This window comes from Pseudoalteromonas sp. BSi20495 (assembly GCF_000241185.1).
In the GTDB taxonomy this organism is placed as follows: domain Bacteria; phylum Pseudomonadota; class Gammaproteobacteria; order Enterobacterales; family Alteromonadaceae; genus Pseudoalteromonas; species Pseudoalteromonas fuliginea.
This window is the reverse complement of record NZ_BADY01000135.1, coordinates 8,469-30,569: the sequence shown is the minus strand read 5'-3', so window position 1 is coordinate 30,569 and position 22,101 is coordinate 8,469. Positions and strand designations below refer to the sequence as shown.

The following is a 22,101-nucleotide window of genomic DNA, read 5'->3' as shown; positions in this document are numbered from 1 at the left end:
AAGTACATACACTAAAGTGTCGCCAATGGCGCGACCGATAGACAACGACTGTCTGTGGTCAAAATCACGTGCTATAACATGGCAACAAGCAAAAGTTACACATTCTGTAGGACCATAACCGTTAACTACCCTGATATCAGGATTAGCGTCATACAAGTTTTTCACTGACTTACTGGAGACCACATCACCACCGGTAATAATGGTTTCAAGTGATGTATTGGCGCTTTGAGGGCTGTCTACCCAGAGGTCAAACAAACGTGCAGTCAACCATGCCAGATTGACTTTATTCTCAGCAATCGTTTGATTAACCAGATCAATATCCACTTTTTCGTGTGAATAACATACCGCAGTACCACCACTTAGCAATGGCACCCAAATTTCAAAAGTCGCAGCGTCAAATGATATAGGCGCAGCTACCAAAACTTTAAGGGGCTCATTTATACCCACATAATCACCGCTGCCATGAACCAGTCGGACCACGTTTTGGTGAGTGACCATAACGCCTTTTGGCTGTCCGGTTGAACCTGAGGTATAAATCACATAAGCTAGTTGCGACGATTTATGTGCGACTTCAACATTATCGGTTTTGTATCTGCCTAACAAACTAGTTCTGATGTTCTCGTCGAGCGGCAAAATTTTAAAATCATCAAAATCAAGCTCGCTCATCAAGTCGCTCTGGGTCAAAATAAGTTCAACCTTGGAGTCTTCAAGCATAAAATCAATACGATCTGCCGGAAGATTTGGATCTATCGGCACGTATGCCCCCCCGGCTTTGAGTATACCCAGTATACCCACCAGCATATCCAGTGAACGGTCCAGACATAGTCCAACCAAGGTGTCAGGTTTAACCTGTTGGTCCAGCAGATAATAGGCAACCTGATTAGCTTGCTCATTAAGCACTCCATATGTCAGCTCTTCATCTTCATAAACCGCTGCAATGGCATTTGGATTACTTAAAGCCTGGGCTTCAAACAAGTGATGAATACAGGCATTTTCATCAAAGCCTCTTTTAGTCTCGTTCCACTGGTTATATCGCTGATGTTCTGCGTTGGTCAGCATCGGCAAATCAGTAATTTTACCGTCTGTTCCTGCCAAAATACCATCAAGGATAACTTCCATATGGCCAAGCAAACGCATAATGGTTTCTTCGGAAAAATCTGCTCCCTTATAATCCACTGAAAATTCAAGTTCAGGCCCTACCGCGACACTGAAGGACAAACCATAGTTGGTCTGTTCGTCATCGGCAAAATCATCAAACGCCAGCCCGTTGTAACCAGTGCCGTCATCCACAAGCTCTTCGATTGGGAAGTGGTTAAATGCAAATAGGGAGTTAAACAGTGAGACATTTTTTTCTACGCCACTGAGGCGCTGAATGTCAAGCAACGGCAGATAGCTAAACGACTCTCTTTCTACCCCTTGTTTGTGCAACTGCTGCAACCATGTATTGATATCGGTTTCTGTATCAAAGTCCATGCGTACTGGCAAGGTGTTGATAAACAAACCAGCTATCTGCCCGACATCAGCCAACTTGGCAGGTCTTCCTGCGGTAGTCTCACCAAAGACCACAGTTTTCTCACCACTGTAACGGTGCAGCAAGTAACCCCAGGCACCCTGAATGATGGTGTTAAGGGTAGTTTTAGTGGATTTTGCCAGCTGCTGTAATGCTGCGGTTTTATCTTCAGGTAAATAAACTGCGGTATAACCTGAGCCAGTATCCTGTGACTCAACTTTTAACTGATCAATACCAATTTCAGTCGGTGATTCAAAATCACCTAGCATCTGCTGCCAGTAAACACGTGCTGCCGGTTTGTCCTGATCGTTCAACCACTGAACGTAGCCACGATATGGGACCAACGTCGGCAATTGCTCAGTGCGACCCGCCTTAATGGCTTCATAACACAGTATTACGTTTTTAAGCACAATCGCCTGAGACCACGCATCCATTACAGCATGGTGATAAGACAATAATAAACGTACAGTTTTGTCATCCAGCTGAAACATTGATAGTCTCATCAAAGGTAGCTGGGTAATATCAAAGCCCTGCTTTTTGTCAGCCCGTCGGTAGTTTTCAAAGGATTTTCGCTGTTGTGTTACATCCATATCACGCAGGTCTTTAACCGTGACATCTAATGAGCCGTTGGCAACCACCAATTGATGCATCTGCTCGCCGACAAACACAGTACGGAACACATCGTAATGATTCACAACCTGCTGCCAAGCCCGACTGAATGCGTCAATATCCAGATCACCGATAACGTTCAGGAATAGCTGGGTTATATAAGCTGATTTATCCATCAGGCTGTGGAACAACAAACCCTGCTGCATCGGTGTAGAGACATAAACATCTTCAAGGGTAGGGTGATCAACCTGCCATTGTTGCAACTCTTGTGCATTTATCTGTGCCAGTGGGAAATCACTTGGGGTATAACAACCCGCTTCATCGCTCTGGCAATGTTCGACAATCTGCTCAAGGCCTGACTTAATGCCCTCAACCAGATCCGTCATCATCTGATGATCGTATTGCTTTGAGTTATAACCGATAGCGATAGTCAATTGACCTTCAAGCACACTGCCGACAATGCTCAGCTGATGCTCACGCTGGCGTTTAACGCTGATGATATTACCGGCGCTCTCATCTGCAATACTAAAGATACTGTCGGTGCCCATGGCTTGGTCAACCTGACCAATATAGTTAAAAATAATCGGCGATTCGTTGCCGTGGCATTGATTGTTGATCCCTTCGTCACGGACAAGGAACTTAAGCAAACCAAATCCGATGCCTTTGTTGGGCACCTGACGGGTTTGCTCTTTAACAGCCATAATTCTTTGTGCAATATCAACACCTTTCTCACTGTGCAATGTCAATGGATAAATGCTGGTAAACCAACCCAGGGTATCACTATGATCAATAATTTCATTAAGCGCTTCACGGCCATGCCCTTCCATATCAACCCGAGCGGCAGATTCACCACTCCAGTCATTAATGCCTGACAGCAATGCCGTCAGCAGTAAGTCGTTGATCTCGGTACGATATGGTTTATTGCTGTCAGTCAACAGCGATGTGGTTTTCTCAGCATCAAGGGTGAATGAAACTTGCCCGGTTGTTGCAACAGTATTGTCTACCACTTCACCATGACCTACAGGCAATGGTGCTACTGCAATTGACAGTTGCTCCAACCAGTAATCACGCTCTTGCTGCACCGCATCGGTGGCAGCATGTTCAAGCAGAAATTTGCCCCATTGTTGTAAGGACGATGTTTTCGCAGTCAGTTTAACGGGTTTTCCGCTAGTAAGTTGTTCATAACCAAGCTTTAAATCAGTCAGTAATATACGCCATGAAATACCGTCGACCACCAAATGATGCAATACCAGCAACAGGCGTTGCTCACCCTGCATTGAGGTGAACAATACCGCTTTAAACAGAGGCCCGTCTGTGATGGACAAACTTGCCTGAATCGCTTCACCACGAGTTTCAAGCGCTTGGGTTTGTTGTTCGGCACTTAGGCCGTCAAGATCTTCAACAACCACTGAGGCTGCAACCATGGCGTTGTCAAATATCTGGTAATTGGCTTGCCATTGGTCCTGTTCTTGAGTAAAGCGCAATCTCAACGCATCATGACGCTGATACAAAGCCGTAACCAATTGCTTTAACAGCGCCTTATTAAATTTTTTCGGAGCTTTAAGCAACAAAGCATGATTATAGTGCGAACGGTCAACCGCATCGCCACTTTCAAGATACCAAAGTTGTACAGGTAATAGTGCCTGTCCTGCTTCGCTTGGTGTTTGCGGTGCTACAATGGAAATATTGCTGCCTACCACCTGCAATGCCAATTCGCGAATGGTTTGGTGTTCAAACAATTGGCGTGTCGCCAAACCAAGACTATTGCGATTACACGAAGCTATCATTCTTATGGACAGAATTGAGTCACCACCAATAGAAAAGAAGTTGTCAGTTACACCAACCTGCTCAATACCCAACTCGGTTTGCCATATTTCACACAACTGACGTTCAATGTCAGTTACTGGTGCTACATAAGTCGATTCGCTCAATATTTGGCTGTCAGGCTCCGGCAACGCATTACGGTTGATTTTTCCATTTGGCGTCAATGGCAACCCATCGAGCTGGACAAAAGATGCCGGGATCATATATTCCGGTAAAGAGGTTTTAATGTGCTCGCGCAGCAAATCTTCATCGATATTAACACCTGACTCAGTAACCACATAGGCTAACAAACGTTTGGGTTCACCCCATGCAATTACAACAGCTTCTGTGACTTTTTTATAACTCAGCAATGCAGATTCTATCTCGCCAAGTTCTATTCGGAAACCGCGTACTTTAACCTGTTCATCGATACGACCAAAGTATTGCAGGCCACCGTCAGGCAACCAGCGTACCAGATCACCGGTTTTGTATATCCGACCTATTACATCGTCATGTGCAGTGAACGGGTTATTGATAAACTTGTCAGCAGTCAGCTCTTCGCGCTGGTAATAACCACGCGTTACGCCGTCACCGCCGATAAACAATTCTCCCACAGTACCTCTTGGCACTAATTGCTGATATTGATCCACTACATAGAATTGAGTGTTAGCAATGGGTGCGCCAAGATCAACACTTGTCAGCGTAACATCTGAAATGGCCGACCACACCGTAGTTTCAGTAGGGCCGTACATATTAAACACCTGACCTTGCATATGGCTTAGTACTTGTGAGGCAAGCTCTGGGGATAATGCTTCACCACCAATACACAAGTGTTTAAGTTGACCAAGTGCCGATTGACCATCAGTTTCCATTACCATTTCATGGGCAAATGTAGGTGTACACTGCATATGGGTGATCTGATGTTCAGTCATCAGTTGCGCAGGTGACCAGTGGTTCTCAAGACGCCTGGCCAGCAATTGCTGTTGTCCTGCCAACTGCCTGACATTTTGCTGCAATTGATGTAACTGCGGCAAATGATCTATGCTCAGTTGATGATCAACGCCAAAGTCAATCAAACAGGCAAGCTCTGTCACACCAATTTCCTGTAGCTCTTGAATCTGGCTCATACAGCTCTGAGGCGTGCCCATCAGGCCGCTGGTTTGGAAATGACGTTCAAAACCCATGTCCAACAGGGCATCTACGTCGTTGTACAGGTCAAGACCCGCTTGCTCTGCCAGAGGTCTAAGCAGATTAATAGACTGACGCAGGTAGTTTTTGAAAGGTTTTTCAACAATCGCTTTAACCTCGTCAATGTTCTCGCCGACAAAGGTATGGAGCATCACGGCAACCTTGAAGTCCTCGACGCGGTAACCGGCTTCTACTAAGGCGTCCTGATAAACCTTGATGTTTTTTCCAAGGGTTTCTTTGCCCTGGCTCAACAAATGGGTCAACAAGTGCGCACCAGTCAATCCTGCATTTCGGAAAGTCTCGGGATTGCCACCGGCAGTGATCCAGGTCGGCAATGTTTTTTGCACCGGTTGTGGGTGCAGATAAATCTCTACTTCTTTTCCTATACCATTGGTGCGCAGCATTGGCGCACCTTTCCAGAACTCTTTGAGCACTTCGGTATTGGTTTGTAACTTCTGATGACGGGTATGATAATCATCAGGGGCTAAAACAAAATCATTTGGATGCCAACCGGAAGCCAGGGATAATTCAACGCGACCATTGGAGATGTTATCTACCATCGACCATTCTTCGGCGACACGTATTGGGTCGTGCAGTGGCAATACCACACTACCCGAACGAATAGCAATATTATTAGTAATAGCAGCAACCGCAGCAGCAGCTACAGATGGGTTCGGGAACGGATCACCAAAGCTTGCAAAGTGACGTTCAGGGACCCAAATCGCTGCCATGTCGTGAGTATCAGCAAATTTGGCCCCTTCAAACAACAAATGGTATTTATTAACCGACTGATTACTTTCTTCAGCGGCAAAATAGAACAAACTGAAGTCAAGTGCCTTGGTGTTTTCAACCGGCACCGGACGGTCTGGTTGAACCACCACTTTGTGGCCGTTACCAAGGGTCCAGAACAATTCCAGCACCGAGATATCAAAACTGATACTGGTCACAGCAAGCCAGTGGTCCTGACCTTGTGATGTTCCAAACTGCTTATCCAAACCGGTAAACAAATTAAGCACGTTATGATGTTCAATCATAACTCCTTTGGGTTTACCTGAAGAACCAGAGGTGTAAATCATGTACGCCAAATCAGATGAAGTCAGACCAATGTCGTCTTTATCCATATTGGTTATTGCTTCATTAGTCCATTCACTGCGGTCATCGATGTAAACTTTCTGCATAGTTTCAGCAAAAGATGACTGGGTAAAGCTGTTACGTTGGGTCAGCAACAACTGTGCGTTGGAATCGCTGAGCATATGGTTAAGGCGATCAACTGGATAACTAGGATCAAGTGGCACATATGCTCCACCCGCTTTAAGGATTGCCAACAGACCAATCACCATATCCAGTGAACGCTCAATACACAGCCCGACCAAATGACCAGATTTAACCCCTAACACCTTGAGATAGTGAGCCAACTGGTTGGCTTGAAGGTTAAGTTGCTCATAGCTTAAGCTGTTGTTTTCATACACCACGGCTATAGCCTGTGGATTCAGTACAACCTGCGCTTCAAACACTTCGTGAATACATAACTCTTTAGGGTATTCAACTGCGGTATCATTCAACTCATCAATCAGCGTATTGCGCTCTTGCTCGCTAAGTACTGGCAACGACTGAATGTTAGTGTCTGGGTTAGCTACAATACCCTGCAACAGAATTTCCATACTGTTACCGAAGCGTTCAAGGGTTTGCTCATTAAACACAGCCGTATTGCAAGACCAATCAAAGATCAGATTGTCGCCATCAAAGTTAACATGCAGACCCAGTTCAAAATCAGGACTAAGCTGCTTGTCATCGTTTTCGTAAGCACGGGTTGTCACGCCAGACATGTCCAGCTCGCCATGTTCAAAGTTTTGTACCGCAAACACAATCTGGTTAAGCGGACCATAACTCATACTACGCTCAGGTTTTAGCTCTTCTACCAACATTTCAAACGGAATGTACTGATAGGTGTAGGCATCAAGTAAACGGGTTTTGTTTTCCGCCAGCAATTCAGTGAAGGAAGGATTACCTTCAAGATCGCTGCGCAGCACCAAAGTATTAACAAAGAATCCAATCATCTGCTCAAGATCCTGATGTTCACGTCCGGCAGTCGGCGTACCAATCACGATATCTGTTTCATTGGAATAACGCCCGATCAACACTGAAAATGCACTTTGCAGCAACATGAACAGCGTAACGTCTTTGCTCTGGCACAAAGCCTGAATCGAACGACCCAGCTCAGGATTCAATGGACGCTTTTGAGTGATACCAACAAAAGATTGCTGTTTGGGCCGTGGATAATCCAGCGGCAAACTGTGCACCGGTGGCATACCTGCCAAATGTTGTGACCAGTACCCCAGACCTTTGACCAGTTCATCACCTACTAACCGCTTTCGCTGCCAGTTAGCGTAATCAACATATTGCAGCTCAAGTGCTGGCAATGGGTTTGCTTTGCCGTTAACAAAAGCACTATACAAACGGTTAAGTTCGTCAGTAAAAACCCCCATTGACCAACCATCAAACGCGATGTGATGCAGCATCAGCAACAATACATGTTCGATATCACCTTCAGCGTTGTTAACGGTTACGATGCTCGCTCGCAACATTAAATCGGCGCTCAAATCGAACACTCGTGCCGTTTCGGCCTGTACTCTTTGTTCAAGCTCTTGTTGCTGCTGTTCAAATGGTAAGTAAGTCAAAGACGTCTGTTCAAGTTTAAACTCGGAATTACTTTGAATGGTTTGACAAGGCTGTCCGTCAATCTCTACGTAAATAGTTCGCAGAATTTCATGACGTTCCATAATGGTTCCAAGCGCATGCTCAAGGATGGAAATATCAAGTTCGGCGCAGAATACCAGCGGGCTTGGCATATTATAATGACTGCTACCCTCTAACTGGTCGATAAACCACAAGCGCTGCTGGGCAAAAGATAACGGCAATACACTGTCGCGAGCTACGTTGCTAATGCTGACATGTTCAACCGTTGCAGCACTATCGATCACTACAGAAAGTGCAATAACTGTACTATGTTCAAACACATCACGCAGCGCCACGGTAACAGAGAACACTTCATTGATGGCTGTGGTCAAACTCATTGCTAGCAATGAGTTACCACCAAAATCGAAAAACGGCACGTCGGCTGAAATGGTCTCTACCGGCAACAATTCAGACCAGATTTGACACAAACGCTGTTCGGTTTCGGTTGTTGGTGCGACATATTGTACCTGCATCATCTGATTTAAATCAGGCTTAGGCAAACGTTTTCGATCTACTTTACCATTGGTGGTCAGCGGCATTTTGTCTATGCTCATAAAGATCGACGGTACCATGTGCTCTGGCAATCTGAGCTGTAGTTGCGTACGCAATTGCGCCGTTTTTATATCTTCATTGCCTGTCTCAGACAGGACATAACCCACCAGATAACTATCCTGATGATAAGTAACTACCGCATCTTTAACATCGGTGCAACTGCGTAGGTGTTGTTCGATTTCGCCAAGCTCAATCCTGAAACCACGCAGTTTGATCTGATGATCAACACGGCCAACATATTCAACCACACCCTGTGGTAACCAGCGAACCAAATCACCAGTTTTGTAAAGTCGCGAAGCCGCATCATCACTAAAGGGGTTGGCAATGAATTTTTCTTCTGTCAATGCCGCCTGATTCAAATAACCACGGGATACTCCATCACCACCGATGTACAGTTCACCAACAGCACCTATCGGCACAGGCTGACCCTGATCAGAGAAAACATAAACCAAAGTATCGGCAATGGCTCGCCCGATAGGAAGTGATTGGACTGATTCGATATCACGGTCGACAACATGACAACAAGCAAAGGTGACACATTCTGTCGGGCCATAACCGTTAACTACCCTGATGTTCGGATTCATATCATACAAGCATGCTACTGACTTGGCAGATACCACATCACCACCGGTCACTATCGTGCGCAATGGTGTATGTGCGGTATCTTTTGCGTCAACCCACACGTCAAACAGCCCTGCCGTCAACCACGCCAGATTGATCTTATTTTCGACTATGGTGCGGTTGATTTGGTTAACATCAATTTTGTCTTGCGGGTAACAACACACAGTGCCGCCATTTAACAGCGGCACCCAAATTTCAAAGGTTGCCGCGTCAAAAGAGATTGGTGCGGCGTGCAACACTCTAAGCGGCTCATCGATACCTATGTACTGAGCTGCTCCACAAGTTAAGCGAACCACATTTTTGTGGCTGGCCATAACACCTTTTGGCTGTCCTGTTGAACCAGAGGTATAGATCACATACGCTAGATGATCCGAATGTTGCTCCACACTATCAAGGTTGTTTGTGCTGTATTTGGTCAATATGCGTGAACGGATGCTTTCATCCAGCGGCAATACTTTCAAGTCATCAAAATCAAGCTCTGACATCAATTCGCTACTAGTCAATACCAATTCAATACCGGCATCTTCGATCATAAAGTCGATGCGGTCTTCCGGCAGGTTCGGGTCAATCGGCAAATAGGCACCACCGGCTTTAACAATGCCCAGCATACCAATAAACATATCCAGAGAGCGATCAACACACAGCGCGACCAAAGAATCCGCTTTAACCTGATTTTCAACCAGAAATCCGGCGACCTGATTAGCCTGCTCATTCAGTTCTTGATAAGTCAGTGACTTATCTTCAAAAATCGCTGCTACATTATTGGGGGTCGCTGCTACCTGCGCTTCAAACATCTGACCGATACAGGCTTTGCTGTCAAAATCGGTGGCGGTGTTATTCCAGTCAATCAGGATTGACTGTTGCTGCGCAGTATCAAGTAGCGGCAATGCCTGAATGCTGGTGTCTGGGGCGGCAACAATGCCTCTAAGCAATACTTGCATGGTTTGGGAAAAACGTTCAAGGGTCTCAACTTCAAATACTGCGGTATTGCATGACCAGTAAAGTTCCAGTTCACCGTCTTTTTCAGTAACGTGCAGACCCAGTTCATAGTCTGGACTCAATTGAATGTCATCGCTTTCAAACGGTTCAAGACTTAGATCGCCAAACTCAAGATTACCGTGATCAAAGTTCTGCACAGCAAACACCACTTGATATAAGGCGTGATGAGCCAAACTGCGCTGGGGCCTAAGTTCGTCTACTAATACCTCAAACGGCATATGCTGATGGTCAAAGGCTTTAAGCAACTGTGTTTTTTGTACGGCCAGCAAATCACTAAAGCTTGGATTACCCTCAAGATTACAGCGAAGTACCAGTGTGTTGACAAAGAAACCAACCATCGAAGCCACTTCAGCCTGAGTTCTGCCCGCAACCGGGCTACCAATCACAATATCGGTTTCATTTGAGTAACGAGCCAACATGACTGAGAAAGTCGTTTGCAAAAACATAAACAGGGTTGAGTTGTGGTCTTGACATAAAGATTTGATTTGTGCGGTCAAATCACTATCGATAACAGTGGCATGGCCGACTCCGACAAAGGTTTGTTTTGCCGGACGCGGTTTGTCCAGTGGCAAGCTATGTACCGTTGGGATATCGGCTAGATACTGAGCCCAGAAGTCGAGCTGTCCCTGAAGTTCTTCGCCCTGCAACCAGTTACGCTGCCAATGAGAAAAATCGGCATACTGAATTGGCATCGGTGCTAATTCGGGAAGTTGACCTGTGATATATCCTTGATACAAAGCGCCCAATTCGCGAGTGAATGCACCGAGGGAAACACCATCAAAAGCAATGTGATGAATGGTTAACAGAAGGAATCTTTCAGACGTTTCAAGCTCGATGATCTGCGCACGTAACATCAAATCACAGCTCAAATCAAACGACTGACTTGCCTGATCCATAGCGTATTGTTTAACTTGCTTATATTGGTCAGCCGAGTTCAGCGTTACTTGCTCAAGCACAAACCTGGGCATAGGTTGAATTACCTGACAAGTTTGGCCGTCACGCTCAACATAACAGGTGCGCAACACTTCATGACGTTCAATAAGGCTGGATAATGCTTGTTCAAAAGCACCGTAATTAAAATCACCTTTAAGGCGCAACTTGTTTTGCACATTGTAATGGCTACTGCCTTCAAGTTGATCAACCAGCCACAATCGTTGCTGGGCAAAAGACAACGGCAAAACACTATCGCGCGAGACCTTGCTGATGTTGACATGTTTAACCGTTACCACACTGTCAATCAATGCACCGAGTGCATGAATGGTGTTGTGTTCAAACACATCACGCAACGCCACAATCACAGAGAACGTTTCATTAATGGCGGCGGTCAGGGTCATGACAAGCAGCGAGTTTCCCCCCAAAACAAAAAACGGCAGGTCGGCTGAAATGGTTTCTACTGACAACAAATCTGACCAAATTTGACACAGTTGCACTTCGGTAGCGGTAGATGGTGCGACATATTGTGTCTGTGTCATCTGGTTCAAATCAGGCTCAGGCAGCCTTTTACGATCCACTTTACCATTGCTAGTCAACGGCATTTTGTCCATGTTCATAAAGACCGACGGTACCATGTACTCAGGCAGCCTAGCCTGTAGTTGCGCACGCAATTGTGATGCTTGTACACCTTCGTTGCTTGCCTCAGTCAATACATAACCCACCAGATAACTGTCTTGATGGGAATTACCCTGATGGTAAGTGACTACCGCATCTTTGACATCAGTGCAGCTACTTAAGTGTTGTTCGATTTCACCCAGCTCAATTCTGAAACCACGTAGTTTTATTTGGCTATCTATACGGCCGATATATTCAATCACGCCTTGTGGCAGCCAACGAACCAAATCGCCGGTTTTGTACAGTCGCGCAGCCGCATCGTCATTGAATGGGTTAGCAATGAACTTCTCCCGAGTCAAAGCAGCCTGATTCAAGTAACCACGGGACACGGCATCACCACCGATATGCAGCTCACCAACGGCTCCTACTGGCACAGGCTGGCCCTGCTCCGACAATACATATACCAAAGTGTCGGCAATGGGGCGACCGATAGGCAATGACTGCGCAGGGTCAATATCCCGGTTGATAACATGACAACAGGCAAAAGTGACACATTCTGTCGGCCCGTAACCATTCACAACCCGAATATTCGGATTCATATCATACAAACGGGTAACTGACTTGGCAGATACCACATCACCACCGGTCACTATGGTAAGCAGCTGTGTTTGGGCGGTATCTTTACCGTCAACCCACACGTCAAACAGTCCGGCGGTCAACCATGCCAGATTGATCCCGTTTTGTTCGATGGTGCAGTTAATTTGGTCAACATCAATTTGCTCATGTGGGTAACAGCAAACAGTGCCACCACTGAGCAGCGGTAGCCAAATTTCAAAGGTGGCAGCGTCAAAAGAGATTGGCGCTGCCTGCAACACTTTAAGCGGCTGGTCAATACCTATGTATTGATCAGCGCCACTGGTTAAACGAACCACGTTTTTGTGGCTGGCCATTACACCTTTTGGCTGTCCTGTTGAACCGGAGGTATATATCACGTAGGCCAATTGTTCAGAACTTTGACCGCTGATATCAAGGTTTTTGGTACTGTACCCGGTCAATGCGCCTGCCCGGAGCCTTTCATCCAGTGACAATACTTTGAAGTTGTCAAAATCATGCTTTGACATCACTTTGCTGCTGGTCAGTATCAGTTCAACACTGCCATCAGCGATCATAAAGTCGATGCGCTCTTTGGTCAAGTTAGGGTCAATCGGCAAATAAGCACCACCGGCTTTGACAATGCCCACCATGCCAATGAACATATCCAGTGAGCGATCAATACACAGTGCTACCAAGGTATCCGCCTTGACCTGATTTTCTACCAGAAATCTTGCGACTTGATTGGCCTGCTCATTCAGTGCTTGATAAGTCAATGACTCACCTTCAAAAACCGCGGCAATATTGTTGGGATTCGCAGCCACCTGCGCTTCAAATAGCTGGCCGATACAGGCATTGCTGTCAAAATCGCTGGCGGTGTTATTCCATTCGGTCAGGATTGACTGTTGCTGCGCTGTATCGAGTAACGGCAATGACTGAATATTCTGCTCCGGCATATCAACGATGGCACTCAGCATGATCTCAAAGCTTTCTGCCAGTCGTTTGGCTGTCTGTTCAGTAAACACACTAGTATTGAAATCCCATACCAAACTCAAGCCGTCGTCCATATCGGTGACATGCAGACCCAGCTCATAGTCAGGGCTGTGCTGTTTGGTTTGGGTTTCAAACGGTTTAAGGGTCAAACCCGCAAAATCAAACACCGCCGGCTGATAATTTTCGACGGTAAAGATCACTTGATACAGTGAGTTATGATCGGATCTGCGATGTGAAATTAATTCATCCACCAACAGGTCAAACGGCAGATGCTGATGGGTAAAGGCATCCAGCACCATTTGTTTGTTGTCACCGAGCAAGTCGGTAAAACGGGGATCACCCTCCAGTTTCGAGCGCAATACTAGGGTATTGACGAAAAAGCCTATCAGTGGCTCGGCATCTTCATGGCTGCGACTGGCAATGGGTGTACCCATCACAATATCGGTCTCATTGGCATAACGACCCAGCAATACCGAGAATGCAGTTTGCAGCAACATAAACAAGGTCACGTTGTGGCTTTGGGCCAATGATTTGACCTGTTCTGTCAAGCGGTGGTTTAAGCGACAGCTGTATTCTGAGCCAACAAAAGTCTGCTTTGGTGGGCGTTTTTTATCAAGGGGCAAGCGGTGCACCAGCGGCAGCTCGGTAAGTTGCTCACGCCAGTAATCAAGCTGCTGAGACTGTACCTCCCCCTGGAACCAATTACGTTGCCAGCAAGCGAAATCGGCATATTGTACTGTTAACGGCGGCAACGGATTGGCTTTATTGTTAACAAATGCCGTATACAACTCGCTTAACTCGCGAGTGAATATGCTTAAACTTACACCGTCAAAGGCGATATGCGGTACAGTTAGGATCAATACGTGATCGTCCTGCCCCTGCACCACAACATTGGCACGCAACATCAGTTCACAGGTCAAATCAAACGGTTTTAGCACCTGCTCACGAGCAAGTTTTTCAATCTCTGTTACTTTTTCATTGACGGGCAAGTCAACCACACTAGCCTGTTCAAGAATAATGCTGACTGCACTTTGGATTAATTGATAAGCCTGACCACCACGATCGGTAAAGGTAGTTCTAAGTACTTCATGACGTTCAACCAAAGCGCTTAATGCACGCTCAAAACAAGTGTGGTCAAACTGTCCGCTTAACTGAAAAATGCTTTGCAAATTGTAATGACTGCCACCTTCAAGCTGGTCGATAAACCAAAAGCGTTGCTGGGTAAATGATGCAGGAAGCTCTTGCTCTCTGGAGACCACCGGTAATTTAACCACAACCGTTGCATGGCTGTTTTCAATCACTTTAGCCAGTTCTCCAACGGTATTGTTATCAAACACCTGTCGCAAGCTCAAACTCACTGAGAACGCGCTGTTAACAGCACTGGTTAAATGAGTCACCAAAAGTGAATGACCACCCAATTCGAAGAACGATGCATTGGTACTGACTTTTTCAAGCTTTAACAATCGCGCCCATACAGCACATAATTTTTGCTCGGTGTCAGTCACCGGAGCGACAAATTCAGTCTGCATCCATTGACTCATGTCCGGCGCTGGTAAGGCTTTGCGATCGACTTTACCTGTTTGGCTTAACGGTAGTTTATCAAGAGCAATAAAAGTGGCTGGTTGCATATATTCAGGCAAACGGCCTTTAAGCCACTGGCACACTTCATTGATAAATTCAGCATTGGCAGTTACAGATGCACTGGGCACCAGATAGGCAATCAGTTGTTTGTCTGAGCCTGAACCGCTGACCAAAATGAACGACTCGTCAACGCCTTCGTTTAAATTCAAGGTTCGGACAATTTCACCCGGCTCGATTCTGAAACCGCGAATTTTCACCTGATCGTCTACACGACCAACAAAGACCAATTCGCCGTCTTCACGTAAACGCACCAAATCACCGGTACGATATAACTTCTGGCCCGGGTATTGCGCGTGCTCGATAAAAGTATCAGCGTTCAGTTTTGACTGGTTAAGATAACCCATGGCGATACCGTCACCACCCAATACCAACTCTCCGACAATGCCGATAGGCAAGAGGTTTTGCAACGGATCCATGACCATAGCAAAGCCGCCATCTATGGCTTGACCTATAGGGTAATCGGTGTTTTGTGACAGTTCTTTAATGTTGTAACTAGTACTGAAAGTGGTGTTTTCAGTAGGGCCGTAAACGTGTAATAGGTTAGTCGGCTTACCTGCTGTGAATATACGCGAGACAGCATCGTTGTCGACTAACTCACCACCAAACAGTACGTTTTTAAGCGTGCTGAAACCAGCGGGGTTGATCAACGACATTTGATTGAAAAGCGCGGTGGTCAAGAACAGGGTTGTGATCTTTTTATCTACCAGTGTTTCACTCAACAACTTAGCGTCAAGCAACACTTCTTTGCTAACAAATTGCAGTTGGGCACCGTTTAACAATGCCCCCCAAATTTCAAAGGTCGCGGCATCAAAAGAACAGTTAGACGCCTGTGCAATTACGTCTTTTTCGTTCAATTCTACATAGCGGGTATTTTTAACCAAACGCACTACGTTCAACTGATTGACAACAACCCCTTTAGGCTTACCGGTGGAGCCTGATGTATAGATGACATAAGCTAACTGTTTTGCAGGGTCGGTTGGTATTATTGTTAGATTATCTACACCCAATTGCTCTAAAGTCCCGGCCTGAAATAATACATCTACCGCAATTGGTGCAATTGAATGAGATGAAAACACAGACATACATTCGCTGTGGGTCAACACCACTTTAAGATCTGCGTCTTTAAGCATGTAGTCGACACGCTCGCCTGGATAATCCGGATCGATTGGCACATAAGCAGCACCCGCTTTTAAAATGGCCAGCATGGCGACAATCATGTCTGCGCCCCGATGCATACAAAGACCAACAAAACTGCCCTGGATTACGCCCTGCTCTATCAGATAATTGGCCAGTTGATTGGCCTGTTGGTTAAGCGTTGCATAGTTGATGTTTTCATCATCTGACAACATGGCAACATTGTCAGCATGTTGCTCTACCTGTTGTTCAAATAGCTCGACGATGGTACTCGCTTTTGGATATTCACCATGGATTTGCATCAATTGCTGCTGTTGCGCTTTATCGCTGCTCGATACCAGAGATAGCTGTTTAACATCAGTAATATCATTAGCAAAGCCGACAAGAATTTCCTGCATCGCAGACAAAATGCGGGTGATGGTAACATCTGTAAATTGCTCCGCGTTATACTTGAGCAACAATTCCAATCGCTCGCCCGGCATAACCTGTAAGGTCAAAGCGAAGTTGCTTTGCTCGTCATTTTTAAGTGAATCAAGGTCAAAAACAGATTGCGGATTTTTAATAGCTTCGTCTATCGGGTAGTTTTCAAAAACCACCAATGAATCAAACAAAGCAACATCATGGCCTAACGGGCTTGTCGCCTGAATCGCAGGCAAAGACAAATAACCATGCTCTTTACGGGTAATACTGGACTGATACAGATCCTGTAACCATGATTCAAGTGGTTGATCTTGTGAAAAATCAACGCACACAGGTAATGTATTAAGAAACAAACCAACCATTTGCTCAACACCGTTCAATTCTTCAGGTCGACCAGCAACGGTTTCACCGAACACCACCTGCTCTTCACCGCTGTAACGATGCAGCAAGTAAGCCCATGCGCCCTGAATAACGGTATTTAAGGTTGAATTACTGCGTCGCGCCAGTTGTTGCAGTTGTTCTGTCTGAGATGCTTCCAGCAACAAGCGCATCACTGGGGCGGCAGTAGTATTTTCGCCAACCACTGGCTTTTCAACACCCAGACGGGTTGTGACCTCAACGTCTTTTAATGTTTCCTGCCAGTAATTTTCGGCAACACCACTATCTTTTTGTTGCAACCATTTAATGTAGTTCGCATAAGCAGGTACTGCTCTCGATTGAATCTGCTCACCCGTGTTTAAGCTGTGATAAGTCTGGAATATTTCGGCAAAAAGATTAGCCACTGACCAACCATCAAGCAAGGCGTGGTGACTAGTCCACAGAAAACGAAATTTATCATTCGATTGACGGATCAGGGCAAAGCGCATCAAAGGCCCAAACTCGATATCAAAACCTTTGAGCTTATCGGCCTGACAATACTCGTCAAATTTGCTTTCAAATGATCCTGAGCCAGTTGACCAGTCATCTTCAAACCATGGTAATACCGATGCTGACAACACCAGTTGGTCCATTTGTTTGCCAACAAAAACAGTGCGCAATACAGGATATTGCTGTTGCATTTTCTGCCAGGCGCTCTTAAAGGCATCTACGTTTAAATCTTGCCCCAAATCCATCGATAACTGGGTCAAATAAGAAGACTGTTCCAACGCACTGTGGAACAACATGCCTTGTTGCATCGGTGTTGAGGCATAAAGGTTTTCAAATTTCGGATATTGCTGCTGCCATTGATCCAGCTGTGACTGACTTACGGTAGCCAGCGGAAAATCACTCGGGGTAAAGCTGCTGACACTAGCATTTTGACAGTGATTGATGATGTCTTTTAACGCAGTTTCAAACGCATCAGCCAGTGTTTGCATGGTTTCACAGTCAAAGCTCAAACCGTTATAGTCCAGCTCAAAGGCCAAGTTAGCACTGGTTACCATGCCGTTGAAGCCAATCGCATACTCTCTTTGACGATTTTTACTGATGGCGTCTCCGGCAAACCCTTCAGCCATAGTGAACAAGGTATCACTGTCGGCGTGGTGGTCAAACTGACCCAGGTAGTTAAATACAATCGAAGAAGGCGCAGCTAACCTTGCGGCTTTTAAATCTTCGTCGGCTGCTAAATCGTGTAACAAACCAAAACCAATGCCATGGTTTGGCACATTGCGCAATTGCTCTTTGGCCGCTTTGATCACTTGTGTGATTGAATCAGGCTCGGTGACGTTTAACGTTACCGGATAAACACTGGTGAACCAGCCGATGGTTTGACTGAGATCCAACTTGTTACTTAACGCTTCGCGGCCATGGCCTTCCAAATCAACGCGAACTTTATCCTGACCTGTCCAGCGACTCATTGCGATGAACAAAGCCGATAACAATAGGTCATTAATTTCTGTGTGATAAGCCTGATGACAACCGGTTAACAACGCCTGTGTATGGCTTTGGTCAAGTTTGACGGTTATTTTTTGTGTAGTACTGTGACGGTTATCTTCAACCTGATGATCAACCAACAATGCCGGCACTTCAATATTAAGCTGAGCCAACCAATCTGCTCGCTCAGCTACAAGCTGTTCAGTTTGGGCATAATCGACTAAAAACTCTCCCCATTGCTGCAATGAATTAGTTTTGGCCGCTAGCTTAACAGCATTGCCCGCGACAAGTTGCTGATAACCCAGAGTCAAATCTTGTAACAAAACACGCCAGGAAACACCATCAACAATCATGTGATGCATTACCAGTAATACTCGACTGTCATTGCCATCGGCTTCTAAGTAAACGGCTTTAAACAACACGCCTTCACCCAATATAAAACTGCTTTGTGCCTGCTGGCCAATTTCGGCCAGACGGGTTTGATAATCTGAATGCGACAAACCACGTAAATCCTGATAGCTGATCGCATCGTCAATCATCATTGGCGTAACTGTGGTGTAGTTGGCCAACCATTGGTTGTCTTGTTTTGAAAAGACCAGTCGAAGTGCGTCATGACGCTGACACAAGGCATTCATCAAGGGATTTAGCTGCTCGGCAGTAAATTCTACTGGCACCTGTAACAATAGCGACTGATTGAAGTGATGCTGGTCTGTAGGGTCCACATTTAACCACTGCTGCATGATTGGCAGCAAAATTTGCTTGCCCAGGCTGTCGCCTTGAAAGACTATTTCAGTTTTTTTCGTAATTGCCTGCATCGCCAGTTCAGCAATCGTATTAAATTCAAATACCTGTCTGGCAGTAATTTGGACCCCCTGCGCACGGGCACTGGAAATCACCTGCAATGTCATGATGGAGTCACCGCCGATACTGAAGAAGTTATCGTTAATACCAACCTGCTGAAGACCCAGTACGTCTTGCCAGATTTGGCATAAGGTTTTTTCCATATTGGATTGTGGTGCAAGATAACGACCAAATTGGTCAGCTTTATCTGGCTGCGGTAATGCTTTGCGATCAACCTTACCGGCTGTTGTCAACGGCATGGCATCCAATACAACATAAACAGACGGGATCATATAACCTGGCAGCTTCTGCGCAAGTTGTTGTTGCAACTGTACCGTTAATTCTGCCGTATTCTGAGCAACGACATAGGCAACTAATTGTTTTGGTTCGTCGTGCAGTAAAACAAGGCATTCACTGACCTGTTCACAAGCCAAAATAGCAGCTTCAATTTCAGGGAGTTCGATACGGAACCCACGCAGCTTAATCTGGTAGTCAACACGGCCAACAAATTCAAGGTTGCCATCTGGCAACCAACGTACCATATCGCCAGTTTGGTAAAGCCTATCACCGGCGTCAGTAGTAATGAATTTCTCATCGGTCATATCGGCGAGATTATGATAACCTTCTGCCAGTCTTTGACCTCCGATATACAGCTCCCCAACGTGACCTATTGCCACTTCACCACGATTGTCATCTAGGACAAAAAGCTGTGAACCACTGGCAGGCCGTCCAATAGGCACTTGTTGGTTCTGACCTTTATAGTCTGCCGTATCAAATACACTGGCAACAACGGTTGCTTCTGTTGGACCATAGGTGTTTAGAAGTCGAACTTTGCGGTCAACAACCTGTTTCCATTTCTGCAACGCTTTGAAAGACATAGCTTCGCCACCGAGGATCACAAGTCGCAAATCGCTGTTGTTAAGCTTTTCAAGCTCGGCTTTGTCAGCACACAAACCATGCCAAAAGGCAGTGGGTAAAGTGATCACGCTCAAGCGGCTTTCGATAAGCTGGCCAACAAATTGTTCGCGCCCGGCCATGATCCCCTCACTGCTGACAACCAACGCTGCCCCCACGGCCAATGAAGCGCAAACTTCTTCGATAAAAATATCAAATGACAAAGAAGAAAACTGTAATACGCGATCATCTTTATTAACCTGATAATCATTTTTAATTACATCACAATAATTGGCCATGGCGCGGTGTGATACCACAACGCCCTTTGGCTGACCAGTAGATCCTGAGGTATAGATTATGTATGCGGGGTCAGAATCTACCGTTTTCAATTCTGTATTTGCGCTGGAGTATTGCTCAATATCTTCCATAATATTTTCAATACAAATAATTTTTCTCGGATCGAAAGCTAGGCTATCGACCAGCTTAGCTTCGCTTATCAACAATGCAGGTGCACTGTCTTTGAGCATAAAGCTCAAGCGTTGTTCCGGATAATCAGGGTCCAGTGGCACAAAACAACCACCCGCTTTAACTGTCGCCAGCAATGCCAGCACGCCATACCATGAACGGTTAATGCAAACGCCAACACGGTCACCTGCTGTTAAGCCCTGCTCTTTAATATAGGCGGCCAACTGATTGGCACTTTGATTCAATTCTCTGTAGCTAATTTGCCTGTCCTGAGCCACAATAGCAATGCTGTCAGGTCTGTAGGCAACCGCCTGTTCAAACTGATGATAAAATTGTTGGTTTTGACTGCTGTCAACTTGTTTGTCATTAACACTGTAGTCTAATAATTGCTTTTGCTCGGACTCTGGCAAAAGTTGAATTTGATGGATAGGTGTTTCGGCATTGCTGAGCAACGTATCAATTAAATGGTTGGTACGGGCTTTAATCAACGCAATGTCGGCACTGTCAAAATAGGCAAAGTTGTAATCAAATTGAATTTCAGCGGTATTATTAGTTTCAGATGCCCACACCGTTATGCTGATTGGGGTCGTATCATGGTTATTGCTCAAATAGGCCAACTGGGTCTGACGACCTTCGATCACCAAATCATTTTCAAGCTGGAGGTAGTTAAATGCAACATCGTAGACTGAATCAGACCCCGGTGGCAATTTCAAATCATTGTTCAAATGACCGATTGAGTAATGTTGATGACGATAGTTTTTCTTTTGCTGACTGAAGATTTCCCTGCTGATGTCGACAAATGAGCGTTGATCATCAACATCCAGCAGCAATGGGCTGACACTGGTGAATACCCCGATCATCTCCTTTTGGCTATGGCCTTTACGGTTATGTACCGGCACCCCGAAAACTAGTTTACGGCTTTTGTAAAATTGACTGAAATAAATAACAAAAATGTTCAAATAAACTTGATTAACACCAATGCCATACTGCTTGGCAAACCCGGCAACTGCTGCAATTTGGTAGGTAGTAAGATCAAGTACCTCACGTGCGCTGGGCACCTTTTTAGGATTTTTAATCTTGTAAATATGCTGAGCTTGCAACAAGCTATCAGGTAATTCTCGACAGTACTCCGCCCAATAACTTTTGTCTTTTTGAAACTTTTTGCTGTCCAAATAACGCAGGTCTTCATCGATAATCGTCTCCCACGGGATCTGTTCGGTAATAACTGTATCATCGTCGTTGTATAAACCACCGAGCTGTTTGATCCAGTTGGCAAATCCCCACCCATCCATACAGAGATGATGACCGAAACAAATATAACGATATTCGTCATCGGCAATTTTTAACACAAACGCTTTGAATAACTCTTTATTTTCTATTTCCAGTGGCGCTTCAAACAACTCGGTTAACCATTGTTCGGCACTTTCTAAGGGATTAGGCAGGGTTGAAAAATCATGTACCGATAAAGTTAGCGTACGCTCATTGCTAATGGTCTGACGGATGCCTTCATCGTCGGCAATAATACGGATGCCGAATGCGTCATGACGCATAACAAGTATCTGATGAGCTTTAGTTAGTTTATCTACATCAACCCTACCAAAGCGAACATAACCACCGATATTGTACAATGGGTTATCAGGATAATGCAGCTGGTCAAAATAAATATCTTGCTGCGTTTGCGACAAAGGGAAGTGTTTAGTTGTCAT

The 22,101-nt window shown here is 45.5% G+C and carries 1 protein-coding gene (cut by a window edge); it reads right to left on the bottom strand.

Going from position 1 to position 22,101, the window contains the following annotated elements:
- Positions 1-22,101 carry the 5' portion of a non-ribosomal peptide synthase/polyketide synthase gene (locus tag P20495_RS04625; RefSeq protein ID WP_008138114.1) on the bottom strand. It extends 5,577 nt beyond the left edge of the window, so only the first 22,101 of its 27,678 coding nucleotides appear in the window; it begins with the start codon at positions 22,099-22,101; the stop codon falls past the left edge of the window.